The organism is Pseudoalteromonas sp. ATL1 (assembly GCF_058933015.1).
On the sequence record NZ_JBZYXL010000001.1, the window covers coordinates 2,429,071 to 2,454,227 of the forward strand.

The following is a 25,157-nucleotide window of genomic DNA, read 5'->3' on the forward strand; positions in this document are numbered from 1 at the left end:
GGTATAAAAACTCCATTCTTGATACCATAACAGCGAAATAGGACAGAATTATGTCAATGAACGTAACTTTCATCGGCTTAGGCGTGATGGGCTTTCCAATGGCAGGCCATTTAGCGCAAAACGGACACAAGGTGACGGTTTATAACCGCACGACAGAAAAAGCAAAAAGTTGGGCTGAGCAGTATGCTGGTGAGTATGCAACGACGCCAGCAGAGGCCTCTAAAAACGCTGATATCGTATTTATGTGTGTTGGTAACGACGATGATTTACGTTCAGTTGTCTATGGCGGATCGGGTGTGCTAGCGGGTGTTAAAGCGGGCTGTATTATTGTTGACCATACGACGACATCTGCAAAAGTCGCAGTTGAAATCGCTGAAAAAGCGGCCCAGCAACAGGTTGAATTCATCGATGCGCCAGTTTCAGGTGGTCAAGCAGGTGCTGAAAACGGTGTTTTGACAGTCATGGCGGGAGGCAAGCAAACGGTGTTCGATAAAGTTCAGCCTGTGATGGCCGCTTATAGCCGATTTGCACAGCTACTCGGTGGGGTAGGTGCCGGGCAAACGTGTAAAATGGTTAATCAGATCTGTATTGCTGGTGTTGTTCAGGGGTTGGCGGAAGGTTTACATTTTGCTAAAAAAGCGGGTTTAGATGGTGAAAAGGTGATTGAAACCATTTCAAAGGGCGCGGCTGGTTCGTGGCAAATGGAAAACCGTTATAAAACGATGCTTGCCGGTGAATATGACTTTGGTTTTGCAGTGGATTGGATGCGTAAAGACTTAGGTATTGCGCTCGATGAAGCGCGTAACAACGGTGCGTCCATTCCATTAACCGCGATGGTTGATCAATACTATGCTGATGTTCAGGCGCTTGGAGGTGGTCGTTTTGATACTTCTAGCTTGTTGGCTCGATTGGATGCCATTCACGATAAAAAGTAGTTTTATAACAAGTGAGTAATAACAAATAAAGCCGAACATGTGTTCGGCTTTATTTGTTATTGGATGAATATTTACAAGCTTTGTGCGTAATGATACAGCGCTTTTAAAATACTGAGGTTTTTTTCATTACCCTCGTTTTCATGCACCAGATTTTCAAGCGTTAGCATAAAGTCTTCGGCGCTGATCGAAGGGTTATCTTCCCCATGCATCAGCTTGTTTTGGCAGTATTTGCGCCACACATCTAATTCATGTGGACTCAGTGTTTCAGGCCAGTTTCTAGCACGATAGCGAAACAACATACTGGAAAACTTAGGGTCTTCAAACTCTAAACTCAGTGAGCCTAATGTTTGAGGCGCCGCATCACGGATAATGGCAAATTTGGCTTTGTCAGCCTTACTAGTAAAGCCATTATAAAGTTGATAATCGGGGTTTGTCGTCGCGCTAAAATCTCCCTGTTCATTAAACACTTGCGCTACTTTATCTCTTAACTCAGGATGTGCTTTGAGTGTTTTTAAGTGCTCTAAACATTGTGCTCTATCAATGCCTAAGCGAGCTGCGTTTTCCGGTAACAGAGTTTTAGCGGGGGCGAGTATCGGACACTTATTCACATGAACCAACTTTAACCCAGCAGGTAATTCCCCTTCGGCTAAATCACTGTGTTTGGTGTAAAGTCGCTCGCGAAGTTCTTCTACAGATAAATCTAACAGTACTTTAGGATCGTGCGTCAGGTTAAAGCATACCACTGCATTTTTATTGACCGGGTGAAAGCTCATAGGCGCAACCCAAGTGGTGCAACCTTGACTGGCTGGAATACGCGACGAGGTATGCACCAAAGGCTGCATGTTGTAAACATCAACTAAATCAAGCAATGCCTTTTTATGACGCAAACTAAAGAAGAATTGATACAGTTTAGGCTGCTTTTCTTTAATCAGTTTTGCCAACGCAATGGTGGCCGTTACGTCACTAAGCGCATCGTGTGCGGCGCTATGTTCAATGCCATTGGCAACCGTCAAATGTTCTAGTTTAAAGCTTGGTGTGTCGTCTTCTTTGAGTGGCCATTCAATGCCTTCGGGGCGTAGGGCATAACAAGCACGAACTAAGTCAATGATGTCCCAGCGACTGTTACCGTTTTGCCACTCACGTTCATAGGGGTCATAAAAGTTTCGATAAAGGCTATAGCGGGTCACCTCATCGTCAAAGCGAATACTGTTGTAACCGGCGACACAGGTATCAGGGCGACTAAATTCGGCATGAATTTTTGCCATAAACTCTGCCTCGGTGAGGCCGTGCTTAAGCGCATGCTGTGGTGTTATTCCTGTGATCAAGCAAGCCTGTGGATGCGGCAGGTAATCTGGCGCAGGTTTGCAATACTCAATGAGCGGCTCACCAATAATGTTTAAATCTAAATCAGTACGTATACCTGCAAACTGGCTTGGACGGTCTTTTTGTGGCGACGCCCCCCAAGTCTCGAAGTCATACCAATATATCGTAGGTGTATTGGTGTCGTTTTTTTCTGTGTGTTGTGGCTGGTAAATCATATATAAAACAGTCTATTAATTGAATGTGTTAGTTGCTGTTGTTTTTTATTGTTCGTTGCAATCTCTATTAAGTGTGTATATAACTGTGTATATGAATTTTTAAATTGTGTGTATGGCTGTAACCATGGCATTGTCAGATGCAAAACTGCGAAACCTCGTAAACAAAAAAAACGACCCACTAATATTATCACATAGAGATGGGTTGCGCGTAAAACGCAATGCAAATGGTTCTTTGGTTTGGCAATACAGATGTAGATATTTGGGTAAACAACAAATCATCACGCTCGGGCACTACCCAAACATTGGTATTAAAGATGCTCAGGACCACGCATATACCCTCAAAGGTTGGATTGCTGCGGGTGAAGACCCTAGGGTGAAATACAAAGAATACCAACGTGGCACTAAAGAAGAGCCAACAGCGGCGAAGATAGCAAAAGATTGGCTAGACAAGAACATTGATAGCTACAAAGAGAAAACGCAAATTCTATACACAAACCAAGTCAATAAATGGATATTGCCATATTTAGACGAAAAGCCTGCCGTTGATATGACGCCAATTGACTGGCACAAGTATTTTGATTTTGTCGGTACACAAGGCTCACTAAAAACCGCGCCTATTATACTCGTGAGATTAAAAACCGCATTCAGGTGGGCGTCAGTCCGTGGCGAACTGCCAAACAATAATAGTTTATTCAATTTACAAACAAAGCATGTAGGGATCCCTTCTACGCAGGGGCAGCGTTATTTGCAATTTAATGAGATTGCATTGCTATGGCGTCAAATCGAAAGCAGCAAAGCCACACCGGTGGCGAAAACCTGCTTACAAATGATATTTATAACGGGGGCGCGTCAATCAGAAGTGCGTTTGATGAAGTGGGAGCACTTAGACTTTACTAATAATATTTGGACAGTACCACCTGAAAACTCCAAAACTAATGCGTCAATTAGGCGTCCGATCACCAAAAAAATGCATGAAATTTTAGCCATGTTAAAGCTGATTTATGGCAGTCACGGCTTTGTTTTTCCAGGGAGCAAACGAGATAGAGCAATCACTATTCATTCAATTAATAGGTTTTGTGCACGCATGTGGCAGCACCTAAACAATGACTATCAAATTGAAAAGTTTATACCACACGATGCACGGCGTTCGCTTAGTACACTGCTAAGCGAACTTGAGGTGCCGCCTCATGTAACTGAAAAGATGCTAGGCCATAAAATGCGCGGTGTCATGGCGGTGTATAACAAGCATGACTATTTAAAAGATCAAGCTAAGGCATATGAGATTTACTGGGAAAGAGTAGAGGGAGCAATACACAACCTTTAGAGATCTTGTTTACTGTTTAAATAACCATGTTGTTACATTTTTTACTCTTGGTTATCATTTTGGGAAAAGTCTAAGGAAAGAAAATGACTATAGCTTTAGCCCAAAAAGCGCTTGAAGATAATGCAACTGTTCATATGATTTACGCGGCGGGCAGCTTCCCAGGTAAAGTTCGTGAAATCATACCAAGGTCCATATCAGCTAATTCAATTACGGCGTTTTGCAAGCTGAGAGAAGAAGTTAGAACTTTTGAACTAGAGAAAATAGTATTCATCGCACCTGACGAGGTTGACGCATATGAGCTGGCTGAATTGCCGATGCAAATTGATTCAGTTTATCAACTGGCCTCATTATTAAATCCATTCTTGAAAAAAGAGCATTCACTCAAGTTAAGAAACACCTCTATCAAATTGGTTCCTAAGCTAGATGATGCTCCCTTGTTAGAGCTTACATACAGTGAAGTGGACAGTGACGGTTTTAAAAAGGTAAAACCGTGGCTACTTAATATGGAAAACAAGAAGTGGATTAGTTGCACATATTTTCAAAGCGCAGCAACTAAGTTCTATGAATTGTTTTGCGAACATTACAAAGGCGAACCAAATTTAAAGTTTGAACTCAACTATCTTGCTGAACAACGAAAACAGTGGAAACCAAGAGCAATTGCTAGCAAAAACTTAATCTGCGCAGTTGTTAAGGATGGTAAAGGGAACCCAATTCTAAAAACAGAACATTGGGCGTTTAATGTTAAATATGGTCACAGGGACGCTTTGAAATTGGAATATCTTGAGCGAATGGAGGATAAAAAGCCTGTAATGAGGTGGGTTCAAGGAACCAATTTAGCGTTTAAACAAGGTGCTATGTTTGAGAGCAATCAAGGCAGCCGGGTATTACAGGTGAATTATGGTGTTGAAATGGGCTGGGATGTAGATACTAACTCAATGTATGAAGGCATTGTAACATTTGACACTTTTTTAATTAATGAAGGTAAGTGGGTCAAAGATAGTTCTTACAGTGTAAAACAGACGGAATTTTTAAGAGTTTTGATTACTGGAGATATTGGTGTCGCCGAAATTGTAACTTCAAGTAGTTCTTAGACAGAATTCTGTTCAGCATATTTCATTTAACTTATTATTAATGCGATCTGGTTAATTTTTTACTGTGTTTTTAACCAGTATTTCTGTTATTAGCACTTCAGTTGTTCTAAACTGATTGGACTAAGTTGCTAGAGTTAATAAATTGAGTTAACATCATTGCAACAAGTGCTAATGGATATGTAATAAGTTTATAATATGGACCTGAATTATGAAGAAATTAATTGCACTTAAAACAAAAAAACTAAAAGAACTATCTAGTTTGAATACTCGATTAGTTAATGGCGGTGGCGGAGGCGGTGGTAGTACCAAAGTTCCAACAGAACAAGTTGTTGCGCACTTTCAACCTGAGTATTTACAACAAAATTTTAGCTTTATTTGCTAGTAATAGAATGCAAGGAACAGGCATGGATGAGATTTTCATAGCTATAGATTGGCTAGTTAAAGCAATGCTGATCGTAGTGTTGATATTTTTGATTCTCAAATTTTGGCGGTATCGCTGGTCGTTGTTCTTTGGCGACAAGCAGTCGTTAGGGACAATCGAAAGTAATGAACTTCATTCATGCTTCATATCTGCATTCAACGTAACTGTATTTTACTTTGTTGGGTCAAGAGTTACAGAATATGCGTTAAACATTGAAATTGAGAAAGAAAAGTTTATTAGCTTTTTCTATTTTTCGATGTTTTGTATTTCATTGGCATTTGCGGCTTCAATGGTCGTGATGCATATCATTAGAAAATGCACATTTTCCTCAACTGCTAGGCAGTGTTTATATTTGACATTTTTAATGTGTTTGTTACAAACAACACAATATGTATTCCATGTTATGAATGACAGCACTTTTTTTAGCCCATTTTATAAATTTGGAGTTGCTTTAATTAATGTAACGGAGTTGATGGTAGTAGTAAGGTACCCGGTTAAAATTATTTTATCGTCTAAGCTACGGATAGGAAGGATCTAATGGGTTTGTTAATTACTTTTGTTATATGCTTGCTCTTATTATGTTTTGGAATAATTTTTTCAATAGTTGAGGGGCATACGAAGAGCAAGTTAGAGCAAAAATTTAATAGAATTATTACTGATTATTTCAAATGCTTTAGAGAAACTAACGAAGTGGTAGAGAATGTTACTGCCCATAACATAGTATCGGCGATTGGACGTGCAATTGTTGAAGAGCAAAATAAATTAGTGAGATTTGATAAAGTTGATGAACAGCTCAAATTGTCTGAGCAGTATTATCGGAAATCACAAGTAGAGATTATTATACTCGAAGACCGAAGACCGATTTTAACTGTCGTAAAAAATAATTCTGGATTATAAATCGGTCAATATTATTATTCATTGACCGATTTTTCTAGAGATGGGGAAGAGGCAGAAATACCAATAAAGGGAGCTACTTTCTGAAATACATATTTTCCGCAGGCATCTAGGTCAATTTTGTCCTTGTTTATTGTTATCCATTCAAAGTAACCAAACATCAAAATAGAATCAGAAACAGCATCAACAAACAATTCCTCTATGTTGTTATGAACTGTTTTAGCTGGTAGCTTATCCGTTGGAGATATTTGACCAGCATCTATGTTCTTCTCCCCAGTAAGAAGCCATAGTGAGTACATTTTAGTTCTTTCATGGTTTGCAAGTTTTTCAATAACAGAATATCCAGGTTCCGACGATCCTAGTTCATATTTCTTATATCCACTTAAACCGATTCCCAGCATCTCACAAAAATCGGCCTGGCTTAGTCCCAACTCTGTTCGAATAGATTTTAACTTTACACCTACATGGGTTGACATGGTTTCTAAAGTGTCCTATTGTTTGCTCAGGTTCAAATATGAACCAAAAGGGTTTTAATGTTGTTTGTTACGGTCTGGTTTTTGAGGCTCAAGAACGTAACATGTTAAGGCTAGCACAAGATGGATAACTTAGGAACTAACCTAACTAACGATTGAGGTGTCATATGCAAAGACAGGAACTTGGGAAAAACTTAACAGATGTACAGGCCAGTCCACAAATTTATCAAAGCATGAGCTCACATGAGCAGATTAACAGCTTAGCGGGGTTGCATGACGATGCGAGAAGCCTACTTTTTAGTCTTGTAAATGAGAACTTTAACTTACGCCAACAGATTGAACAGATGGAAGATCGTTTGTTACCAACTGTTGAGGCAATGAAATTTTTAGGATGTGGCCGTAACAAGTTTTTTGATCTCGCAAAACTTGAATCATTTCCTAAAGCAATTCAGCTTGGAAAGTCAAACAGTTACAAACTAAATGAGTTAAAAGAGTTCAGAAACAATCTTGAAAGTAACTTAATCGAGAGTGTTAATCATGGCTAATGCAAAATCAATTGAGTTACAACATGAACCACAATTATCTGTTCACCATAACCACGTACCAGAAGGGCTGTTAAAAGTTCGTCAAATGCGTGGCAAGCCTAAAAATACTCCTGAATATGTTTGGAACAACTTATTATCAACAAAAGAGCGTTTGCTACTTTGTTATGTTGCTAGATTAGGGCGCTTTGATTCAGATAAAAGTTGGGGTGAATTCACATTAGACGAAAGCCAAGAGCTAAGAAAAGCACTGATGTTCATAAACGGAGTAGTGATCAGTTTTATTGATGCTAATGCTCTGGCGCCAGAAAAGTGGGTTCAAGGCACAAAACCGAATGAACCTAAGTATCAAGAGGGTAGCGTTGTATCTATTACCCCTATTCAACAGCAAATTGATTAGGTGATGTTATGAGTTCAACAGCACGAGTATCGGATAGAAACGAAGATGATTATTACGTTACCCCAACGTGGTTAATTGAGCAATTTCTACATGCAATTGACCCATTTGGCACACCCGTTAGACCAATTATGATTGGTAATCATATTTTAGACCCCAGCGCAGGTGGTTGTGAAAAGTACGAAATGAGCTACCCCAAAGCACTTGCTAAGTTCGGCAAAAAAGTGGACACATGGGACATTCGCGCAGATAGCAGAGCTGAATACCGCGAAATTGATTTTTTACAAACAAGAGGCCAAGGAAATTACCAAACGGTTATAACTAACCCACCATTTACGCTAGCTCAAGAATTTGCTTACAAGGGCCTAGAGCACGTTAATGACTCTGGCTATGTAATCCTTTTACAGCGTTTAAACTGGCTAGGCACACAAAAACGGTTCCCAATGTGGAAAGAGCTACCACTACATAGCGTGTTTGTTCATCACAAAAGACCGGGATTTAACCCCGAAAAACCAAGCAAAGCTGATTCAATTGAATACGCACATTTTGTTTTCAGCAAAAGCAAAAGACGCTGCGAACACACCAATCTATTCGTTATATAAAACCACCCATTAAGGATTAAAAATGACCCATATCAAAGACCAAGATCTGCCATTTTGTGATGGAAATGCCAACTCTGAACCGCTACTGGATGATTGCTTTACCAGCGAATATTTTAAAAGACGAACAAACTGGGAGTGGTATTCATTCCAAGAATTTAAAATTCAATTCGCTGTAGAGCTTGATAAGCAAAAAGCAAAGCAAAACGCTCAACCAACAAAGAAGTCAGCTCGATATTATCAATATTTTAGCCTTGGCATAGATTATTGCAGAGCGATTAAAGATGCTCTTCGACTTGGCAGGTTAGCTACTGAATCTGAGTTATCTATAACATTACAGTTTGTTGATAGTTTACATGAACAAGGCGCGCACCGACTAGGGCATCACTTAGATGATTTAGTTTGCAAATGGCACCTAACACGCCAATGGTAACGTTTGATTATGAAGTGTATGCAGTTAATGAAGCCGCAAAGGTTAAGGCCCTTGCGGTTCATGACGTTAAACACCGTGAAACATTACTGAGCGGCCTTTGGAAATTTACCAATTACACACAGCTCAAGCTTGTCCAAAAGTACCTTGATAAACTTGAGTTTAAACAAGATGAAAGCTGGCACGAAAAAGAGCCTGCAAACCCAAGTGAAAACGCAAACACTTGGTTTTGTGAGTTTTTAGAGCAATCAGAGCAACGTATTGATGTTGAAACGGTCCTAGTAACTAAAGCGGGTGAAACTAAAAAGTTTGCATTTAGTGATCAAGCTAAATCAGCACTTAAGAAGGTGCATGATAATAAACACCATAACTACATAGTTAAGCAAATAGTCGAATCAAAAAAGAAAAGAAGCTTGCAAGCTTCTTTTGTTCGTCAAACGTCCAAAAACCTTCGTTTCGCCAAAGAATACACACACACGCCACTATCATTTGAGGCACATTCATTCAATGATATTGAACACATTAGCACCTTAAAAAAGCTTGCTAATAGCAAAGTATCTAGCTCTGTACTTGCGTTATTTAGTGGAATGGATGATGCAGACAAAGCCTTTGTTTCTGAGTGTTTAACAGTAGTACCAAAGCCACTACAGATGCGGTTTGCAAAGCGCTATTTATCAAGATGTGATGATAGCGTACGGAGTAAATACAAAGCCAATGAATGGTTTAGACGAACGATTAAAAGCCTTAAGCCGCGCATCAAGATTCTACAAAAAATAGTGACTGAAATGCCACTGCCATGGCACATATTAGCCAATTTAGAAAAAACCAAAAAACATGCGGGTGTGTTAGCGAATCAAGTTTCCACATTATTGTGCGAGCTTGCAGAAGAAAACAATAATTTTGATGCGATAGATTATTACAACGCAATTGCTGAATTTGCCGCCCCCTTGGGTGTGTCGCTTAAATACTCAGAAAAAGGCGTTTATTTAACTGAGCCAGATGCGGAAGTTGGCCTACTTAAAGCACAGTGCCATAAATGGTGGTGCGTTAAGTTAAAAAGAATTAGGGCGCGCTATCTTGAGCATTTAGAAATAGCCACCGGTGAAGTTGGTCGTGATGTATTTTCAGCATACGATAAAAAGAATAAAGAGCGCGTTAAAAAGCGTAAGGGCATTAATGCATATTGCTCTAAACAAGCGTTAAGTGAATATAAGCACAACAAAGAAAAGGGTAAAAGGTATTTAGAAAGCTTAGAGCTTGTAAACGAATGCGGTGATGTTATTTCACTCATGAAAGCAGTGGAAGCGGGTGTCGCTAACCCTGAAAATATGCGTAATGAATTGATGCTGCGCATTCGTGAAACCGAAGAAATGGCCGAGGCAATGGGCTATGTAGGTGGCTTTTTCAACATAACAGCCCCGAGCCGTTTTCATGCTCATTCTAAAAACTGGGATGGTTCAACACCTAAAGAGGCTAACGACTATTTAAACAAGTTGTTTTCACAAGCAAGAGCCAAGCTAGATAGATTAGAGATCCCTTATCTGGGTTTGCGTGTTGCGGAACCGCACGCTGATGGATGCCCGCATTGGCACATGCTGCTTTGGATGCCTGAGCGTTATTACCATATAGTAAATCACACACTCCGCAGATACTTTACTCGTGACGATAGAGGCGTGTTTTTTGAGCGTTTTAAACGGCGCCGAGAGCTAAGAGCAAAATACACTAAATCTAGACGTATATGGGGGCTTAACAAAAAGCGTGGTATTTACACAAAAGAGCCTAAAAAAGACTACACGCCAAGTGGCCCACGCTACACAGCGATTAAAATGGACCCAGCCATAGTTGGTAAAGATGGTAAGCGCCAGGGCGGTGCTGCTGCATATATTGCCAAATATATCAGTAAGAATATAGATGGTTTTGCACTTGCTAACGAATACGATGCAGAAACAGGGGAGAAGCTAACACAAGCTATCAACCCTGTTAAAGCGTGGGCCAGCACTTGGGGTATTCGGCAATTCCAATTCCAAAAATCACCACCAATCACCATTTGGCGTGAGCTCCGCAGGGTTAGAGAAGAAATCAAAGGCAATGATGACCTTGAAACAATAAGACTTGCAGCCGACCAAGGGGACTTTAAAACCTTTGTTGATCTAATGGGCGGTTTTGGTATTGGCCGTGATGCCAGGTATAAACCCGCATATGAAGTTACTCCCTACCGTAATGAATACGGTGAATGTGTTAAACGATTAAAGGGCATTGAAGATACACACTCGCTTACTAGTTTAGTTACCCGCGTGCACACGTGGGACAAACAGCCTATTGGCACCACTTCAAATAACAACACCGATGCTGATACGTTGCACGATGCTAACAACGTCGGCGCAGCCGACCTATCTTGGACTAGTGGGAATAATTGTACGCCTTGCACTACAAGGGATAAGGACGAGTTGTTGCTAGATATGCACGGTTTTACCGCGGAAGAGATCAGAGAGTTTAAAAAGGATCTGCTAGCAGGACGAAGAGTTCGAAGAAATGACCAAATTTATATGATAAGAAATGGTGTTTTGGTTGTTTTGGATAAAAAAGAGCAACGCAAGGATAGCCAAAAGTCATTAATCAACAGTATTGCACATGTTGAAGCGTATAAAGCTGCAAATACTAACAATAGTGACGGGTTAATCGAGTGCAATAAGCACTGGCCATACTTCAGTTTAGAAGATGCTAACCGGTTACGCGATGGTGAGAGCCTTACATTTAGAGGTCGCGTATATTTCTCTATAGCTTACGAGTTGTATTCATATCCACAAATGAAAGTACCGCGAGTTAAACATGATGTGTGGCCGCTCTTTGGTGAGTTCAAAGGTTATCAGTTGAATAATCCATTCGGAGAACAAACACCAGGCTACGACGGCGAGGCTGTTGTTCATGAAGATACAGTATATTACGTATCAAATGGTGAGCTATATTCGTTTGGTAAAATGAATAGCGACAATGTTAAACCTATTGAAAGCTACGAACCGAGCAAAGAGCAATGGCGTTATGCACGTGAACTAGTTGCACTTGCTTACACATATGCTGATATCGAAAACCGAGAAGAGTTAAACATCAGTGTTAGAGCCAAAGGCAAAGCGGACTATTTGGGTGATCTTGAACTGGCAACGCTGGTTATTAATGGCGAAGCATGTGCCATAGCTGATAATGATTGGTGGGCAATGGGGTTAAGGGCTTAAAAAGAGGGGCTTAGCCCCTCATATTATTGCCAAGGCCAACACTTGACCAAGGCAGTAGATGCAATCATTAACTTATATAAAACTGTCAACGTGGCATCAGAGAGTTCGATTGAAAATGTGATTTTCAAATCTAATACTCCTATATCAAAGTTAAAAACAACCTTGCTGATATATCAACTTTGATATAACCTTTTAATCGTAACACAAAGAAAAGGTGATTTTTTCAGCAAGAGCTTTTTCGTGATGGCACTATGTTGGCGCATAGTGCCGACTTCCATGATTATCACATTAGACAGTCCAAAACTTCCTCTTTCCCAGCAAAATGGGAAGCTCAACATTTGTCCGACTATATTAAAATAGTAATATTTATAACGATTTGCAATGGTGTAATAAGCACTTGATTGTGGATAACTCTTGGATAAATACGAGTTTATTCTTAGTAATGTTTGATAAATTTTATGTAAACAGCTAGTTGTATACGCGTTAGTATTTACTAACATGCCTCAAAGAAAAATAGAAAAAAAATCTAAGTGCGTAATTTTTATACACCGATGTCATGTAAAATGAAAGATAGGATAGTATTTGAGTTAAACGATACTAAGAGAACAGTCTAAAAAGCTATCATAGTCCTATTAACTCCAACTGTTTTTCTTTGGGTAAGTTACGTAGCAAAGACGCAGCCAATTGGGCGGTGTCTTGCCTTGGCGGGTTTAAATAATGTTTAAATGCAAGCGTGCTTACGAACGTAGCGCCACAACTCTTAGTGTTAGTACAAGATACATATAAATCAGCCACATGATCAGACTGTGTTTCACGTGATGTAACAGTTGCTTTGCTTCCACAATTTGGGCATGTAACTCTCGCCATTCTAAACACCATCAATTAAATTAACGTGCTGTGATTATATACAGTGGTTGTCTCCCTCGCAAATATAACCAAAAACAAGCTCAGAGAAACAAAAGGGGCGGAAAATTCACTCCTCCTCGCCTTCCGCTTTCGTGCAAAAAACGCGTCAAATTGACAAGACCAGTGACACACTATTAATCGCCAGCCAGCACAGTAAAAGGATCTGTGAGCAATTTTAAAAAGATCGCATTGTCAAAAAATGACAATGTTTGACAATAAAGTGACAACAAAAAGATCAAATAGCTGGCGATTTACCTAATATTGAAATACCATTAGTTAATTATCAGTTAAGTGATAAATAAATTATGAAATATTTACATAAAGGCTCACAAAGCCAAGAGCGATTAGATGCACTTTTATCGTTTGGTAAAAGTACCAGTGAAGATATAAAAGCAGCACTCAGTGATTACTTGGTTCGTGGTATCAGCAAGACCAACGCAGCAACACTTAATGGTGTGCCTGGACCAAATTTTACAAGAGCACTTAAGCGTCTTGAAGTAGTTGCAGGTAAATTTGAAAACGCATTAGAAATTGAATGGTACTCAAAAAGGCAAGATATGAAATTAGAATTAATAAAAGAAAGAGTTGATGCTTTATTGGTTGAGTTAAACTTACTTCTACCTAATGAGAATTTTTCAGATGCAGAGTGGGAAGCTCATAACGATAGGATAGTTAAAAGGCTAGAGCTTGAAATTAACCATATTGGTACAAGCAAACGCAGCACTGAAAATGAACATGTATTCTTGGCCGAAGCATATGGCGAAGTCTTGCAAATATTAGAAAATAAAGATGAGCAGGTAGATGAGAAATTTATAGACAGCATAGATGTTCTTAAACATTGGAAAAGCCAAATACCTAATTGATTTTGTATAAAATAATATGTGGTAAGATGTTATCTAGTTTGATATTAGTATATTTAAAATACTATTTTCTTTTTACATGGAGGTTATTTTGAGTTTACTCATAACGCCAGAAATAAAAACGTCCGTAAAGTTATTCCAAAGCTTAATGAGGATTGTGAATAAAAATAAGGAAGAGTCACTGCTATCAAAATTAGAGCTAGATGGTATTACCATTAGTGAAGCTAAAATCCAGAGCCCTGGTTATTTATCTAGCGTAATACGTACAATTGAAGCTCTTGAGCGAGCATCCACTATAGAAAAAGTGAATATGCTTAAGGAGTTATTCATATTAGGTGATTCAACAGGACTTATTGAAAAACGGCCAGATTTTTACCAAGAAATCCTTTCTATTTTTTCAGAGTTATCCTACAGGGAAATTCTTATTTTATTTTATTTAAATGAAGGAGGTCTTCCTTATACCGATGATCTCCATGTAAAAGAACCTGAACGAGTTGCTGATGACGATAGTTTGCCAAACCCTCAAGAGCAATATGAAGAAGCCATTCAATATTGTGCTTACCAGGTGACTGTCAATTCAGATGTATTGGGGGCTTTACTTGGTAGGTTGTCACGTACTGGTTTGATAGGAAATGCACCAGAATGGACATCATTAGTTTATTTTTTCACTCCACTATATCGAGATCTTAAACAGTTTTTTGCCAAAGAGTTTCATGGTACGTAGAAATAAAAACTTCAAACATAAATAGTGCTAGTCTTTAACTAGCGCTTTCCTTGCTATTACTACGACCGCCCCAAAACGCTCTAAACAATCGCATTAACCCAAGGGTTGAAACCGCAATACCTACAATCACAAATTCAAAGTACCAGGGCGCGCCGTTATAGCCCATAGCCTGCCAACCTTTTTCCATATACGGCTGCATTGCGGGTATAAAATGGCACACAAACAACCCCAAAAAGAATAGAATGATCACTTCATCCATCATTGTTTTGTCGCGGTTCTTCAGCACAAGCAGGTCATAATCAGCGTCGTTTTGCTCGGCTTGCATACAGCGTTTTGCTTTCGCTTCAAACTGAGCAATTTTAAAATTGTTTTCAGCGCGTGCTACGTCTGCGGCCATTTCAGCTGCGATACGTTTACGCTCAACATAGCCGCCGGTTAAATCGGCGATTGGGTCTGTGATGAACGAAACCAGTGTTTTTAACCATCCCATTATTTTATCCCCCTGATTAATTTAATAAACGCTTTTGGGTCTTTGCTAAAGGCTTTTATTAGCTTGTCGAATCCTTCAAGTAAATGCGGGGCCGCGTAGGCTGTTACCCCAATCACGCCCGTTTTTAAGTTTTCGTCAAACCCGCGCCATTCACAGAACATGGCCGATAAGTAGGCTGCAAATATGGCAATCAGCACACTCATAAAGTAATGAAAAAACGTAAACTGCCGTTTGCTCAAATACATTTGAATTGCGGCTGCTAAAAAACTCAACATAAGTAATCGCCCCCATTGTTTTATAAATTCGATAACATCAATCAAGCTCATGCGCTTTCCTTCGTTGTTGGGTTTAGGTCTGAATATTCAGGCTCTTTAAAATCAATGTGCTGTGCAGTAGGCAAGTAGTTATTGATCCCTAATACATCTTGCTGCAGGGGCACAACTTCGTTGTTGTAATAGGCGCGGGTGATTTTGTCTAAATCACCAAAGCCGGGGCTATCGCCAGATGATTGGCCGCTCAGTGCTTCTTGTGCTCGGTGCATGCTGAGCATGTCGTTAAGGGTGATTTTTTTAATGCGTTCAAATTCGTCTTTAGTTGATATGTCGCCCACTGGGGTTATTTTTAACGACTTTTCAGCATCGGCTTTTTGCCCCCTAAAGTTTAAAAACAAACTTCTAAAGTTGCCCACGCCTTTACTATCTTGAATGGCTTTTTTAAGTGCGTTTTCATCTTCTAGGCTCATGAACGGGTCTGCCATTGAAAATATAAAGCCCATGTGCGCACCGTTCTTGTAATAACGGCGCCTAAATAAGGTGGCATCTTCATTGAGTAAGGCTGATTGTATACCCCCGTAATATTGCGGTATGCCATAAATGCCTTGGGCGGGGTCATACTCTTTTACGTGTATTACTTCACCGGCATTAAAATAAATAGGCTCGTGGCTGCGGTTACTTAATTGCGCATAAACCCCGCGCGTATCGGTATAACGCATAGTCAGTGCAGGCAAATGGCGCAGCTTAATGACCTGCCCAAATGAGTTTTTAATAATCTGCAAATAGGCGTTACCACTCCACAGCAAATCAAAGGCAAACTTACTAAGCGCTTGGTGGCTCAATAGCGGGTTTGGCTTATACCACTTTAAGATCATGTTGCGCTTAAAGTAGAGTATGGGCCCATGCTGGGCATTTACGCGCAGCAGCTTTACCAAACCTTGTAAACTAATGGGCGGTGCATAAATGCCGTTACTATCACTAAACACCCCAATGTAATCAGTCAACCGGTTATCTAAACACGGCTCAGGATCGCCAAAGCTAAACGTATCGGTTACGGCTGTACGTTGGTTATAGTTAGGCGCTTGGCCGTTACTTACTTGTAATCGTGGTTTGGTCATTAAGCTGCAATTCCTACAGAGGTTTGACGGTTAAGGGCGTTGCCGTCGAGTGGTTCAAATAACATGGCGTGCATAATTGCCCACGCAATATCGGCATGGCCTGTCGTGGCGGTGCGGTTTGTGGCATAGGTAATTTGATCGCCAACCACTTTGCGGCGAATATTAATAAACGAGCTGGCTATATTTACCGCGTCCTGGTCAAACTCAAAACGGCGGTTTTGAATAACGTTGATTGCCTTGATCACCATGCGGTTTTTAATAATCGGGTTGTAATGGATAGGCTCTGCATTAGGGTAAAACTTAGTGATAAGTTCCCAGACACCGTAACCAATGCCGGTGGTATCAACGCCAATATGTACCACGTTGTATTTTTCGGTGAGCAGTTTTATTTCGTTCGCCATGGCTTCAAAGTCATTACCGCTTAAATCAAGTGCTTCAAGCAGGCGGAATTTTTCGCCGGGCTTCATGGGAGCACTGAGTACGGCAACACTGGCTTTGTCGCCAAAGCGGGCAGGGTCAAACCCAATAACGACAGGTTTTAAACCATAGGGACGCTCATACTCTAAATCAAAGTCGGTCCACTTGGTTGAATCGCCCACACAGTTCATAAGTTGTTTTAAGTTAAATGCGCTGTGGGCATCATCAATAAATTTACACATAAACAAGTTATTAAACTCATCTAGCGAGTATTCGTTTTCAAGTACGCCAATATCAATGCGGTCAAAGCCTGAACTCACTACATCGTGCACGGTGAGCATTTGGCGCCAAATACCATCGTCACACAGTAGGCCATGCTTTAAGTTTTTATGGCTAACATCAATGGCAAATTCAGGATCGTTACAGGCTTTGGTTTTACGAAACCATTTACCATTCCAGTGATCATACGCTTCATGGCTGGTAACACTCGGCGTACTAAAATACGTAATACGCAAATGCTTATGCGTGGCCATGGCTTGGGCAAGGCCGCGCAGTGTTTTGTATTTAGGTATCCAAAACACTTCATCTATGTATAAGTCGCCGGATTCGGATTGCGCAGTACGCGCATTGGTTGACTTAAATATCAGCTTAACCGTTTTTCCGCCGGCTAAATTAAGTACCATCGGCGAGCCGGTTAATTCAATATTAAAATGCTCACGGCACAGGGCTACAATATTGGCTTTAAATACTTCGGCTTGATCGCGACTAGCGGATATAAATATTTTATTGCGGCCATTTACAACAGCATCATAAAACGCTTCAAAGGCAAAATAGAATGTCGCGCCAATTTGGCGGGGTTTTAATATAAAGCGGGCGCGGTGATCTTGGTTTTCAAACCAATGTTTTTGATGTGGATAAAGCAGTTTGTCTTTAAGCTCGTTGAGCATATCAACGGTAATGCCTGAGCAATCGTTCTTCTTTTTCTTCTTCGATTTTTTATCATTACTGTTATGACTGCTGCCGCTATTATTGCTAGCCGTATCGTCATTACTTGCACGTTGTTTAGGGGCGGGTGCCAGTTTGCTTTTATTAAGTGCGCATAATTGGCGCGTGCAAAAATCTAACTCTTTATAGTCGGCATCGGTTTTATTGTCTTTATCGGCTAGTACATTAATGCGTTTGCTATACGCCATTTCGGCATTATAGCTTGGGCACATATCCTCCCACTTGCCAGCCTCAGCCCAACGGCGAACGCTACGCGCACTTGGCATATCGTCAAGCTCGGCGATTTCGTCCACCGTGTAGCCCTCAACAACATACAAGTCTTGTGCTTTTTTGCGTATCTCTGGTCCGTAGTTCGCCTTCATATTGCACCGCTTTTATTAATCCATAGCGGCAGTGTATTCGTTATAAAGCGCTTAATCTGTCAGTCAAAAACCTAACCATTCCTAAAAGTTAAATATAGGAATTTCAAAAAGTTAAACCGTTGGAAAGGATGTGAAAGAGGGGGCAAACTGCAAACTACTTTAAAGCAAAACGCTTAACTTAAACAGATTTAAAAGGGTTGTTTATGCCAGGTCAACTACGTACCAAACCGCTATCAATTGCCGCCGTTGGCATGACCGTTGACGGCCGTGAAATAACTGAGCAAGACGTAGCCGACATAGTAGAAACCTATAACCCGCGTAAATATGGCGCCCGCATTAACATTGATCACGAATTTAATTGGTCTGGCTGGGCTGCTAAAAATCTGCACAACGTAGATATACCCGGCATGTTGGGCGATGTAGTAAGCGTTGAAGCCTATGAAAACGAAGAAGGCGTTGTGTGTTTATACGCCGTACTTGCCCCCAATCAAGGGTTTGTTGAGCTGAACAAAGCAGACCAAGCCGTTTACTTTAGTATCGAAATTAGCCGCGACTTTATGGGCTCTGGCAAAACCTACCTAACAGGCTTAGCAGTGACCGACTACCCCGCAAGCTGCTACACAGACCGAATCCATTTCAGTAGTAATAGTAAACCAGACGACAAGGACGTCGCCTTATTAACCGTTGATTTAGGGTCATGTGAGCCAATCGACACACCACCTAAAAAACCCTTTTTTAAACGACTATTCGCAAAGGAAGATCCCGACATGAACGAAACACAATTAGCCAATGCATTAAAAGATGCACTCGGCACACCGCTTACCGAATTCGGCCAAAAGCTCGACGGCGTGATCACTAAGCTTGATTCGTTTTCAACCACCAAAGTGGAAGACGAAGAAACGCCGCCAGAAGGCGAACAAAGCACCGAGCTAAGCCAAGTTAAAGAAGAGTTATCTTCAACTAAGCAATTGCTTACAGAACTAACCGACAAGTTTGAAAAAGCATTAAAAGCACCTGCGGGTGGCACAACCGACGCCGACGACGAACCCGAAGGCGACGAAGGCAAATACAGCCAATTGCTGTAAGTGCATCACCTTAACATTACTTAGCAACACGCAGGAAAGCAGATGAAGACTAGAACAAGAGATTTATTCGTTGCCATTATGGCAGGCATGGCCGTTAACTACGGTGTTACCTCTATGAGCGAGCAATTTAATGTAGAGCCTACAGTAGAGCAGCGTTTATATGACGCCGTTTACGAGTCAGCTGAATTTTTACAGATGATCAACACTGCGCCGGTTGATGACCTAGTTGGTCATTCGGTGATCATGAGTGTAGACGGTGGTATTACAGGCCGTGCAGGGGTTGAAACCGACGACACCAAAGAGCGTAAAACCCGCGATGTATCAAAACTAGCTAAGCGTGAATACCGTTGTTATCCGGTTGAATGTGACATCCATATCACATGGATAAAAATGGATCAGTGGTCTAAGTTCCCTGATTTTCATAATCGCTATCGTAATCATGTTCGCCAAGCAATCGCACTCGACATTATTAAAATCGGTTGGAATGGTACACACGTAGCCGATACAACCGACATTACAGCCTACCCAATGATGAACGATGTAAACATTGGTTGGTTGCAGTTGATCCGCCGCGATGCACCCGAGCGTGCAATTAGTGAAGGCGAAACCGCTGGCGAAATTCGTATTGGCGCCGGTGGCGATTACGAAAACCTAGACCAAGCGGTGCACGATGCATTGCAAGGAATTCCAGAGCATAAGCGTGCAAACATGGTCGCTATTATTGGCGACGAGTTATTAGCGCACGATAAAAATAAGCTGTACGCCAAACAAGCTCACACGCCAAGCGAAAAAACCAAGATTGAATTGCAGCAGGTGATTGATACGTACGGCGGTTTGATGACTTATAAAATCCCATTTTTCCCTGCGCGTGGCATTTTAGTAACCAGCTTTGAAAACTTAAGTCACTACGTACAAACAGGCTCAACGCGTACCAGTGTAGAAAACAACGCTAAGAAAAAGCGCGTTGAAGACTACCTATCGCGTAACGATTGCTACTACGTTGAAGACCTTGAAAAAGTTATGTACTTCGAGTCTACCAGCATCAAGTTACCAAATGCCACCGGCGACGAGTGGGCATAACAGGCTAATTATTTAGCAGCAGTTAGCCGCCCTATATCCCTTGTTTTGGGGCGGCTTTTTTTAACCAAATTAAAGAGTGTTTTTAAATGAGCTTAGTCAAAAAATCATTAGCCAAAGCAGTAAGTAGCGTACCAACAAGCACTGACAAAAAAGCGCCAACGGTCACCGCAACAGCCACTGAAACCAATGCGCCAACCACTATCACTAAGCAAACCGAGTACCAGCTTTATGCAGCGGCCATCGAATCTGACTTAGCTCAATTAAAAACATTTACTGATATTGCAGACAAAGCAACTTACAAATCAGAAGCGTTAGAGCGCCAGGATTATTTAGGTTACATCAATCAATATCGACTAAGCGGCCAGTGCCACCCGAACACAGTTTTAGCATGGGTGTTTATTTGGTTGGTTGATCTTAAACGCTGGGATGCCGTGTTAGAGCTATTGCCATTTATGGTTGAGCAAAAGCAACCAATGCCACCGGTATTTAATACCAAGCATTGGCCTGCATTCGTTATCGACCAACTCTATGACGATGCCAATTTCTATTTATCAGAATCAAAGCAGCAAGGCTTGTTTGATATTAGCTACGTACTGCGCGGCCTTATCAATACCGTAAAAAATCAAGACTGGAACGGCCTTGAAGTAGTGGGCGGTAAATTGTTCGCCATTGCTGCCAAGGTTGATGCAGCTCAGCATAACTATGGTAATGCACTGTTATTTGCAGAGCACGCTCAAGCGATTAACGACAAAGCAGGGGTTAAAGGTTTAGTCGATAAGCTAACGAAACAGTTAAAAGGGATCGTTAGCGAATAACAGCTCCAACGCCGGTGGGCAACTTAGCACTTCGTCAGCATTCGTTGTTTGACGGCCTGTGACTAAGTGGCGCCCACACCCAATTTAACGTGTGTTTTACAGGTGCAATATGAACTTAAGCGGTATGCCAAAAGCAGATTTACAAAGCATCAATGTTGATGTGCCAGGTAATGGCTATTACCCAGCATTAAGCACGGCACACTTTATTGAACATTACGCGGTTGCTCAAGACTACGCCAGCAAAAGTGAGCTGCTTGTTGAAAAGCTAAAGCGTGCACAGGGTGAAATTAACCAAGAACTAGCAAGCGCGGTGCTCACAAACGGCACTCCGCTAAACGCACAACAAGTCATGTTTTATAACGATGCGGTGTATAGCAAAGCTAAGGCGCATTTACTGGTATCAAAGCTGGGCAGTACGCACCGTGACAGCGCAACAGCACAAAGCCAAACGGCCATTGATAATTATGATCATTGGCAACGCGAAAGCCTAAACGCCATGCGTTTACTGCAAGCACTGAGCCCTAACTTATCGGTAGCGCTGTTATGAGCCAGAGCAAAATAGCAACGCTTAAACAGCATTTAGCCAGCGCCGAATATCAAGGACATAAGCTTGCGCTCGATACCCAGTTTGATAGCTGGATAGAAGGCGGACGTATAGAGCCATGCAGTAAAACCATTAACGGCAATGGCGTATTAGCCGCGCGGTTTTATTACTCAGGGGTGATCAGTATCAACCCATGCTTTGCACCGGCTGCGCTTATTTGTGCCTTTGCCTCGTTTTGGTTGCAAAACAACGGCGGGCGCTTCGACAGCACTGACATTGAATTTAGCGCCGACGTAAACGACGACAATAGTAACGAAGTTGAGTTAACGATTGACCAGCTTTGTGAAGATATTGAGCTTATTCAAACACCCAACGGCCCGTTTGAATTAAACGGCAACCGTTACGACTTTGGTGAGCAAAGCCTATGGATCGCTGAAGCGTTCACACTGCATGGTGAAGTAAGTGCTTAACGTCAAATTTGACGAAGGCCAAAGCAAAGAACAATTAGCGTTTTTACAGCTCAAGCCCAATAAACGCCGCAACATATTACGTAGTGCAATACGTGTAGCAAATAAAAGCAGTAAAGAGCGCATTACTGGGCAACGTGATCTGATAGGCAAAACATGGAAAGGCAGAGCAAACGGCAAAAAAAAGAAAATGCTCACCAAGCTAAAGCGCAACATGAAAGTACGTTACGGCGCCAATAGCGCAGGGGTTTATTTTAGAGGTGGCAACAGCGGCAAAATAGCGCGCGCTCATCAAGAGGGTGTAAGCCTAGATGCAGGCAAGCCAAAAGGTAAAGCAGCACAAAACAAAGTGGGCCCAGCCACGCGAAATTTAGCCCGGGCACTAATAGCTGAGGGCTACACAATTCCGCGAGGCAAAGGGAAGGGCAGCAAACGCCCCAGCATTAAATGGATAACTGAGCATTTAAGTATTAACCAAGCAGGGTTTTTACTGCGTGATTTAAAGGGCAGCTCAGGTAAGAGCTCATGGCAAATTGATTTGCCTGCCCGCTCCTTTTTGGGGCAAACCGTTGCTGAACAAAAACAGCAACAAAGTTTTATTTTAAACAAAGCTATGCACGTGGCGTAGCGCAAAGCAAAAGGAACGACCATGGCACAAGGTAAAGTATCCGTTGCCGCTATTCAAACAGGCAGTGGCGCTACAAAACAAGTAGAGCGCAGCGTATTATTTTTAGGCCAAGCGCCCGAAAATAATGGCAGCATTCTACCAATCAACGCACAAAGTGATTTTGATGATTTGTTTGGCGCCGCCGACTCACCATTAAAAACCCAAGTAAAAGCATGGCAACGCAACGGCGACGACCTAGTCAGTGGCTATGCCATCCCGCATGGCGCCGGTGATGATGTAATGGCCTTAATTGATGAAGCAATGGATCAAGACATCAGTCCTGAAATCATTGTTATTTGTACGCCCGTCACTGGTAAAGCCGAAATTGAAAGCTATCAAGCAAAAGCGCTTGAAATCCTGTCAGGCCAATCGCGTTACGTGCGCTTTTTATTAGCGGCACCAGGTTTAACGCCTGAGCAAAATTGGTCAGATCTAGTCACTGCATTACAGCCATTAACTGATGGTGTAGTAGGCGAGCGCATTGCAGTGATCCCGCTTTTATTTGGTGATGAACTCGGCGGCGTAACAGGGCGTTTATGCAAAAGCTCAGTCACCATTGCTGATAGCCCAATGCGTGTACTGACTGGGGCAATGTCGCTCATGCCATTGCCAAACGATGCAGCAGGCAAACCGCTTACTAACTCAACCACTGCGGCACTGGATGCACAGCGTTTTAGTTGCACGCAGTTTTACCCTGATTTTGACGGCGTGTATTTTGGCGACGTAAACATGCTGGATGCTGAAGGCGGTGATTTCCAAAAAATCGAAATTGGCCGCATTGTCGATAAAGCCGCGCGTGCCGTTCGCATCATCGGTATTCAAAACGTTAAAAATCGCCGCTTAAACAATAGCAGCACCGGTATTGAATTTGGTAAACGCATCATGGGTAAACCACTGCGTGATATGGCGCGATCAGTCAACATCGGCGCCGACAAGTTCCCTGGTTTAATTGACGCCCCAAAAGACGACAGTATTAACCTCACGTTTATGGATGCGACCACGTTGCAAGTTGTGCTTAAGGTTAAGCCAATCGATTCACCCAGCACCATTATTGTTGGGATCATGTTAGATAACGCAGAGTAGGAGCGCGAACATGCAAAAGGTATTAGGCGGTAAAGACTTCGATATTTTTATCGGGGGGTCGATGGTTCACGTTATGGAAGCCACTTGCAAAATTACGGATGGGCGCACCGTTAAAAAAGTGCGTGGTATTCCAAAAGGATTTATTGATGGCGACGTTGAAGGCGAAGTAACGCTAAAACTCGATCACGAAAACTGGTTATTAGTGCAAGCGCAAGCCGAAAAAGCAGGCAGTTGGAAAGGCATTGAACCGTTTGATGTGGCATTTAATGCAGAAGTAGCCGCCGGTAAAAAGAACGTTGAAGCGTTTGGTTGTTTGCCGCAGTTAGACGAAATTTTAAATATCAAAGCCGATGGCGGCGAAGAAGACACCACCTCAATTAAATGCCCAATCACCAGCCCTGATTTTGTAAAAATCAACGGTGTGCCTTATTTAACCGCTGATGAAGTGAGAGATCTGTAATGACTAAAGCCATTCGCACGCTGACTGCCACAACACTACTAAGCACCCTGCAAGCATGTGGGCATAAAGTATTTGAGGGTGAATTAAACCTAAACATTATAGGTATTCGCCATGCAAACACCCGTGCCAACACGTTTAACGATGCAATTTGTGTGTTGTATCAGCAAAACGCTGAATGGCAGTTAAAGCAGTTCAAAGCCACAACTGATGCCGGTATTTACTGGCGTAAACACCCAATGAATATAGATGGCACAGCCGTGCTAATTGCAGGGCAGCATAAAAGCCTGTGGACATTGGGTTATCACCAGGGCAAATACCGTGCCCTTGTACAACATAAACCGGTTGTTGTTTTACGTGATAACAACCACGACACCGAGTTAGACACGGACGTTACACCCCAAGCATTACTACAGCAAGGTTATTTTGGCATTAACTGCCACCGCGCAAACAGTAAAACCACATCTACACAGGTAGATAAATGGTCAGCCGGTTGCCAGGTGTTTGCAAACCCAAATGACTTTGATGAATTTATTGCTTTGTGTGAGCAATCAGCAGCCAAGTATGGCCCTTATTTTACCTACACACTGCTAGAGCAAGCAGATATTAAAGAGAGTATTGATCATGGCGTTTGAGAAACAAATCGCATTAGAAACCCCCGTTGGCGACATTACATTTAACGTCAATGGCGCTGACTACAACAAATACATTAACTCGACTCAGCCGAACAACAAGGTGCAGCCGGCGACTAACTTTTTATTAAACACAGTGGTTGAAGCCGACGCTAAAAAGCTCAAAGAGCTGGTACAGCAACCGGGTGCCGCGTTGTTTTTAGTGGGTGCCATTGTTGAAGAATACCAACCCGAGTTTAATTTTACGGTAAAAAAATCGAAAGCCGAGCCAAGCAAATAGGCAAAAGCAGGCTTGATCA

General features: G+C 41.8%; 30 protein-coding genes. 23 read left to right on the plus strand and 7 right to left on the minus strand.

Annotated features, from left to right (window positions below):
* Nucleotides 1–50: 50 nt before the first annotated feature.
* Nucleotides 51–935 carry an NAD(P)-dependent oxidoreductase gene (locus tag AC5FX4_RS10970; RefSeq protein WP_493606427.1) on the plus strand — a complete coding sequence of 295 codons (885 nt, stop codon included), beginning with the start codon at nt 51–53 and terminating at the stop codon, nt 933–935.
* A 71-nt stretch (nt 936–1,006) separates the two neighbouring features.
* Here AC5FX4_RS10970 and sbcB read toward each other — a convergent pair whose 3' ends face one another.
* The gene (sbcB, locus tag AC5FX4_RS10975) at nt 1,007–2,473 is read right to left on the minus strand and encodes an exodeoxyribonuclease I (protein ID WP_493606428.1); all 1,467 of its coding nucleotides are present in this window, start codon (nt 2,471–2,473) and stop codon (nt 1,007–1,009) included.
* A gap of 112 nt (nt 2,474–2,585) precedes the next feature.
* Between sbcB and AC5FX4_RS10980 the strand changes: the two genes are divergently transcribed.
* From AC5FX4_RS10980 to AC5FX4_RS11000, 5 genes are all read left to right on the plus strand, one after another.
* Complete coding sequence (locus AC5FX4_RS10980; RefSeq protein ID WP_493606429.1) at nt 2,586–3,797, plus strand: tyrosine-type recombinase/integrase; 1,212 nt, start codon at nt 2,586–2,588, stop codon at nt 3,795–3,797.
* Nucleotides 3,798–3,880: 83 nt separating this feature from the next.
* Nucleotides 3,881–4,888: a hypothetical protein gene (locus AC5FX4_RS10985; RefSeq protein WP_493606430.1), complete on the plus strand. Its 1,008-nt coding sequence runs from the start codon at nt 3,881–3,883 to the stop codon at nt 4,886–4,888.
* Nucleotides 4,889–5,096: 208 nt separating this feature from the next.
* On the plus strand, nt 5,097–5,270 hold the full coding sequence (locus AC5FX4_RS10990) for a hypothetical protein (RefSeq protein WP_493606431.1): 174 nt from the start codon (nt 5,097–5,099) through the stop codon (nt 5,268–5,270).
* Between the two features lie 22 nt (nt 5,271–5,292).
* Nucleotides 5,293–5,847, plus strand: coding sequence for a hypothetical protein (locus AC5FX4_RS10995; protein ID WP_493606432.1), 555 nt, complete (start codon nt 5,293–5,295; stop codon nt 5,845–5,847).
* A complete protein-coding gene (locus tag AC5FX4_RS11000) occupies nt 5,847–6,206 on the plus strand; it encodes a hypothetical protein (protein ID WP_493606433.1) in 360 nt (119 codons plus the stop codon). The genes AC5FX4_RS10995 and AC5FX4_RS11000 overlap by 1 nt, the downstream gene beginning before the upstream one ends.
* A gap of 14 nt (nt 6,207–6,220) precedes the next feature.
* On the opposite strand, the gene AC5FX4_RS11005 is transcribed toward AC5FX4_RS11000, so the two are convergent.
* On the minus strand, nt 6,221–6,679 hold the full coding sequence (locus AC5FX4_RS11005; RefSeq protein WP_493606434.1) for a helix-turn-helix domain-containing protein: 459 nt from the start codon (nt 6,677–6,679) through the stop codon (nt 6,221–6,223).
* Between the two features lie 164 nt (nt 6,680–6,843).
* On the opposite strand from AC5FX4_RS11005, the gene AC5FX4_RS11010 reads away from it, so the two are divergent.
* The 5 genes from AC5FX4_RS11010 to AC5FX4_RS11030 are packed head-to-tail and all read left to right on the plus strand — an operon-like array spanning nt 6,844 to nt 11,874.
* Nucleotides 6,844–7,221: a helix-turn-helix transcriptional regulator gene (locus AC5FX4_RS11010; protein WP_493606435.1), complete on the plus strand. Its 378-nt coding sequence runs from the start codon at nt 6,844–6,846 to the stop codon at nt 7,219–7,221.
* Entirely contained in the window at nt 7,214–7,618 is a 405-nt protein-coding gene (locus AC5FX4_RS11015; RefSeq protein ID WP_493606436.1) for a hypothetical protein, read from the plus strand. Before AC5FX4_RS11010 ends, AC5FX4_RS11015 begins: the two co-directional genes overlap by 8 nt.
* Before the next feature lie 8 nt (nt 7,619–7,626).
* Nucleotides 7,627–8,217, plus strand: coding sequence for an SAM-dependent methyltransferase (locus AC5FX4_RS11020; protein ID WP_493606437.1), 591 nt, complete (start codon nt 7,627–7,629; stop codon nt 8,215–8,217).
* 22 nt (nt 8,218–8,239) lie between these two features.
* Complete coding sequence (locus tag AC5FX4_RS11025; RefSeq protein ID WP_493606438.1) at nt 8,240–8,647, plus strand: hypothetical protein; 408 nt, start codon at nt 8,240–8,242, stop codon at nt 8,645–8,647.
* Entirely contained in the window at nt 8,641–11,874 is a 3,234-nt protein-coding gene (locus AC5FX4_RS11030) for a replication endonuclease (protein WP_493606439.1), read from the plus strand. Before AC5FX4_RS11025 ends, AC5FX4_RS11030 begins: the two co-directional genes overlap by 7 nt.
* Before the next feature lie 621 nt (nt 11,875–12,495).
* Here AC5FX4_RS11030 and AC5FX4_RS11035 read toward each other — a convergent pair.
* Nucleotides 12,496–12,741: an ogr/Delta-like zinc finger family protein gene (locus AC5FX4_RS11035; RefSeq protein ID WP_493606440.1), complete on the minus strand. Its 246-nt coding sequence runs from the start codon at nt 12,739–12,741 to the stop codon at nt 12,496–12,498.
* Between the two features lie 344 nt (nt 12,742–13,085).
* Here AC5FX4_RS11035 and AC5FX4_RS11040 point away from each other — a divergent pair, with 344 nt between their 5' ends.
* Both AC5FX4_RS11040 and AC5FX4_RS11045 read left to right on the plus strand, forming a co-directional pair.
* On the plus strand, nt 13,086–13,643 hold the full coding sequence (locus tag AC5FX4_RS11040) for a hypothetical protein (RefSeq protein WP_493606441.1): 558 nt from the start codon (nt 13,086–13,088) through the stop codon (nt 13,641–13,643).
* Between the two features lie 154 nt (nt 13,644–13,797).
* On the plus strand, nt 13,798–14,364 hold the full coding sequence (locus tag AC5FX4_RS11045; RefSeq protein WP_304179124.1) for a hypothetical protein: 567 nt from the start codon (nt 13,798–13,800) through the stop codon (nt 14,362–14,364).
* A 34-nt stretch (nt 14,365–14,398) separates the two neighbouring features.
* Here the strand turns inward: AC5FX4_RS11045 and AC5FX4_RS11050 are convergent, their stop codons facing one another.
* Genes AC5FX4_RS11050 through AC5FX4_RS11065 form a run of 4 tightly spaced genes read right to left on the minus strand, consistent with a single transcriptional unit; the run spans nt 14,399 to nt 18,028 of the window.
* On the minus strand, nt 14,399–14,854 hold the full coding sequence (locus tag AC5FX4_RS11050; protein ID WP_493606442.1) for a hypothetical protein: 456 nt from the start codon (nt 14,852–14,854) through the stop codon (nt 14,399–14,401).
* On the minus strand, nt 14,854–15,180 hold the full coding sequence (locus AC5FX4_RS11055) for a phage holin family protein (protein ID WP_493606443.1): 327 nt from the start codon (nt 15,178–15,180) through the stop codon (nt 14,854–14,856). The genes AC5FX4_RS11050 and AC5FX4_RS11055 overlap by 1 nt, the downstream gene beginning before the upstream one ends.
* Nucleotides 15,177–16,244 carry a phage portal protein gene (locus AC5FX4_RS11060; protein WP_493606444.1) on the minus strand — a complete coding sequence of 356 codons (1,068 nt, stop codon included), beginning with the start codon at nt 16,242–16,244 and terminating at the stop codon, nt 15,177–15,179. Before AC5FX4_RS11060 ends, AC5FX4_RS11055 begins: the two co-directional genes overlap by 4 nt.
* Nucleotides 16,244–18,028 carry a terminase large subunit domain-containing protein gene (locus AC5FX4_RS11065; protein WP_493606445.1) on the minus strand — a complete coding sequence of 595 codons (1,785 nt, stop codon included), beginning with the start codon at nt 18,026–18,028 and terminating at the stop codon, nt 16,244–16,246. Before AC5FX4_RS11065 ends, AC5FX4_RS11060 begins: the two co-directional genes overlap by 1 nt.
* A gap of 203 nt (nt 18,029–18,231) precedes the next feature.
* Here AC5FX4_RS11065 and AC5FX4_RS11070 point away from each other — a divergent pair, with 203 nt between their 5' ends.
* From AC5FX4_RS11070 to AC5FX4_RS11115, 10 genes are all read left to right on the plus strand, one after another.
* On the plus strand, nt 18,232–19,113 hold the full coding sequence (locus tag AC5FX4_RS11070) for a GPO family capsid scaffolding protein (RefSeq protein WP_493606446.1): 882 nt from the start codon (nt 18,232–18,234) through the stop codon (nt 19,111–19,113).
* Between the two features lie 42 nt (nt 19,114–19,155).
* The gene (locus AC5FX4_RS11075; protein WP_493606447.1) at nt 19,156–20,193 is read left to right on the plus strand and encodes a phage major capsid protein, P2 family; all 1,038 of its coding nucleotides are present in this window, start codon (nt 19,156–19,158) and stop codon (nt 20,191–20,193) included.
* 86 nt (nt 20,194–20,279) lie between these two features.
* Complete coding sequence (gene gpM, locus AC5FX4_RS11080) at nt 20,280–21,008, plus strand: phage terminase small subunit (protein ID WP_493606448.1); 729 nt, start codon at nt 20,280–20,282, stop codon at nt 21,006–21,008.
* Nucleotides 21,009–21,117: 109 nt separating this feature from the next.
* Nucleotides 21,118–21,555: a head completion/stabilization protein gene (locus AC5FX4_RS11085; protein WP_493606449.1), complete on the plus strand. Its 438-nt coding sequence runs from the start codon at nt 21,118–21,120 to the stop codon at nt 21,553–21,555.
* Nucleotides 21,552–22,022, plus strand: coding sequence for a phage tail protein (locus tag AC5FX4_RS11090; RefSeq protein ID WP_493606450.1), 471 nt, complete (start codon nt 21,552–21,554; stop codon nt 22,020–22,022). The genes AC5FX4_RS11085 and AC5FX4_RS11090 overlap by 4 nt, the downstream gene beginning before the upstream one ends.
* Nucleotides 22,015–22,647, plus strand: coding sequence for a phage virion morphogenesis family protein (locus AC5FX4_RS11095; protein ID WP_493606451.1), 633 nt, complete (start codon nt 22,015–22,017; stop codon nt 22,645–22,647). The genes AC5FX4_RS11090 and AC5FX4_RS11095 overlap by 8 nt, the downstream gene beginning before the upstream one ends.
* Before the next feature lie 21 nt (nt 22,648–22,668).
* Nucleotides 22,669–23,769 carry a DUF2586 domain-containing protein gene (locus tag AC5FX4_RS11100; protein WP_493606452.1) on the plus strand — a complete coding sequence of 367 codons (1,101 nt, stop codon included), beginning with the start codon at nt 22,669–22,671 and terminating at the stop codon, nt 23,767–23,769.
* Between the two features lie 10 nt (nt 23,770–23,779).
* Nucleotides 23,780–24,229, plus strand: a complete 450-nt coding sequence (locus tag AC5FX4_RS11105; protein ID WP_493606453.1) for a phage protein — start codon at nt 23,780–23,782, stop codon at nt 24,227–24,229.
* Nucleotides 24,229–24,861: a hypothetical protein gene (locus AC5FX4_RS11110; protein ID WP_493606454.1), complete on the plus strand. Its 633-nt coding sequence runs from the start codon at nt 24,229–24,231 to the stop codon at nt 24,859–24,861. The genes AC5FX4_RS11105 and AC5FX4_RS11110 overlap by 1 nt, the downstream gene beginning before the upstream one ends.
* Entirely contained in the window at nt 24,851–25,138 is a 288-nt protein-coding gene (locus AC5FX4_RS11115; protein WP_493606455.1) for a putative phage tail assembly chaperone, read from the plus strand. Before AC5FX4_RS11110 ends, AC5FX4_RS11115 begins: the two co-directional genes overlap by 11 nt.
* The last annotated feature ends 19 nt before the right edge of the window (nt 25,139–25,157 follow it).

Coding starts and splice junctions, on each gene's coding strand:
- AC5FX4_RS10970 (WP_493606427.1), top strand. CDS start 51: ATGTCAATGAACGTAACTTTCATCGGCTTAGGCGTGATGGGCTTTCCA.
- sbcB (WP_493606428.1), bottom strand. CDS start 2,473: ATGATTTACCAGCCACAACACACAGAAAAAAACGACACCAATACACCT.
- AC5FX4_RS10980 (WP_493606429.1), top strand. CDS start 2,586: ATGGCTGTAACCATGGCATTGTCAGATGCAAAACTGCGAAACCTCGTA.
- AC5FX4_RS10985 (WP_493606430.1), top strand. CDS start 3,881: ATGACTATAGCTTTAGCCCAAAAAGCGCTTGAAGATAATGCAACTGTT.
- AC5FX4_RS10990 (WP_493606431.1), top strand. CDS start 5,097: ATGAAGAAATTAATTGCACTTAAAACAAAAAAACTAAAAGAACTATCT.
- AC5FX4_RS10995 (WP_493606432.1), top strand. CDS start 5,293: ATGGATGAGATTTTCATAGCTATAGATTGGCTAGTTAAAGCAATGCTG.
- AC5FX4_RS11000 (WP_493606433.1), top strand. CDS start 5,847: ATGGGTTTGTTAATTACTTTTGTTATATGCTTGCTCTTATTATGTTTT.
- AC5FX4_RS11005 (WP_493606434.1), bottom strand. CDS start 6,679: ATGTCAACCCATGTAGGTGTAAAGTTAAAATCTATTCGAACAGAGTTG.
- AC5FX4_RS11010 (WP_493606435.1), top strand. CDS start 6,844: ATGCAAAGACAGGAACTTGGGAAAAACTTAACAGATGTACAGGCCAGT.
- AC5FX4_RS11015 (WP_493606436.1), top strand. CDS start 7,214: ATGGCTAATGCAAAATCAATTGAGTTACAACATGAACCACAATTATCT.
- AC5FX4_RS11020 (WP_493606437.1), top strand. CDS start 7,627: ATGAGTTCAACAGCACGAGTATCGGATAGAAACGAAGATGATTATTAC.
- AC5FX4_RS11025 (WP_493606438.1), top strand. CDS start 8,240: ATGACCCATATCAAAGACCAAGATCTGCCATTTTGTGATGGAAATGCC.
- AC5FX4_RS11030 (WP_493606439.1), top strand. CDS start 8,641: ATGGTAACGTTTGATTATGAAGTGTATGCAGTTAATGAAGCCGCAAAG.
- AC5FX4_RS11035 (WP_493606440.1), bottom strand. CDS start 12,741: ATGGCGAGAGTTACATGCCCAAATTGTGGAAGCAAAGCAACTGTTACA.
- AC5FX4_RS11040 (WP_493606441.1), top strand. CDS start 13,086: ATGAAATATTTACATAAAGGCTCACAAAGCCAAGAGCGATTAGATGCA.
- AC5FX4_RS11050 (WP_493606442.1), bottom strand. CDS start 14,854: ATGGGATGGTTAAAAACACTGGTTTCGTTCATCACAGACCCAATCGCC.
- AC5FX4_RS11055 (WP_493606443.1), bottom strand. CDS start 15,180: ATGAGCTTGATTGATGTTATCGAATTTATAAAACAATGGGGGCGATTA.
- AC5FX4_RS11060 (WP_493606444.1), bottom strand. CDS start 16,244: ATGACCAAACCACGATTACAAGTAAGTAACGGCCAAGCGCCTAACTAT.
- AC5FX4_RS11065 (WP_493606445.1), bottom strand. CDS start 18,028: ATGAAGGCGAACTACGGACCAGAGATACGCAAAAAAGCACAAGACTTG.
- AC5FX4_RS11070 (WP_493606446.1), top strand. CDS start 18,232: ATGCCAGGTCAACTACGTACCAAACCGCTATCAATTGCCGCCGTTGGC.
- AC5FX4_RS11075 (WP_493606447.1), top strand. CDS start 19,156: ATGAAGACTAGAACAAGAGATTTATTCGTTGCCATTATGGCAGGCATG.
- gpM (WP_493606448.1), top strand. CDS start 20,280: ATGAGCTTAGTCAAAAAATCATTAGCCAAAGCAGTAAGTAGCGTACCA.
- AC5FX4_RS11085 (WP_493606449.1), top strand. CDS start 21,118: ATGAACTTAAGCGGTATGCCAAAAGCAGATTTACAAAGCATCAATGTT.
- AC5FX4_RS11090 (WP_493606450.1), top strand. CDS start 21,552: ATGAGCCAGAGCAAAATAGCAACGCTTAAACAGCATTTAGCCAGCGCC.
- AC5FX4_RS11100 (WP_493606452.1), top strand. CDS start 22,669: ATGGCACAAGGTAAAGTATCCGTTGCCGCTATTCAAACAGGCAGTGGC.
- AC5FX4_RS11105 (WP_493606453.1), top strand. CDS start 23,780: ATGCAAAAGGTATTAGGCGGTAAAGACTTCGATATTTTTATCGGGGGG.
- AC5FX4_RS11110 (WP_493606454.1), top strand. CDS start 24,229: ATGACTAAAGCCATTCGCACGCTGACTGCCACAACACTACTAAGCACC.
- AC5FX4_RS11115 (WP_493606455.1), top strand. CDS start 24,851: ATGGCGTTTGAGAAACAAATCGCATTAGAAACCCCCGTTGGCGACATT.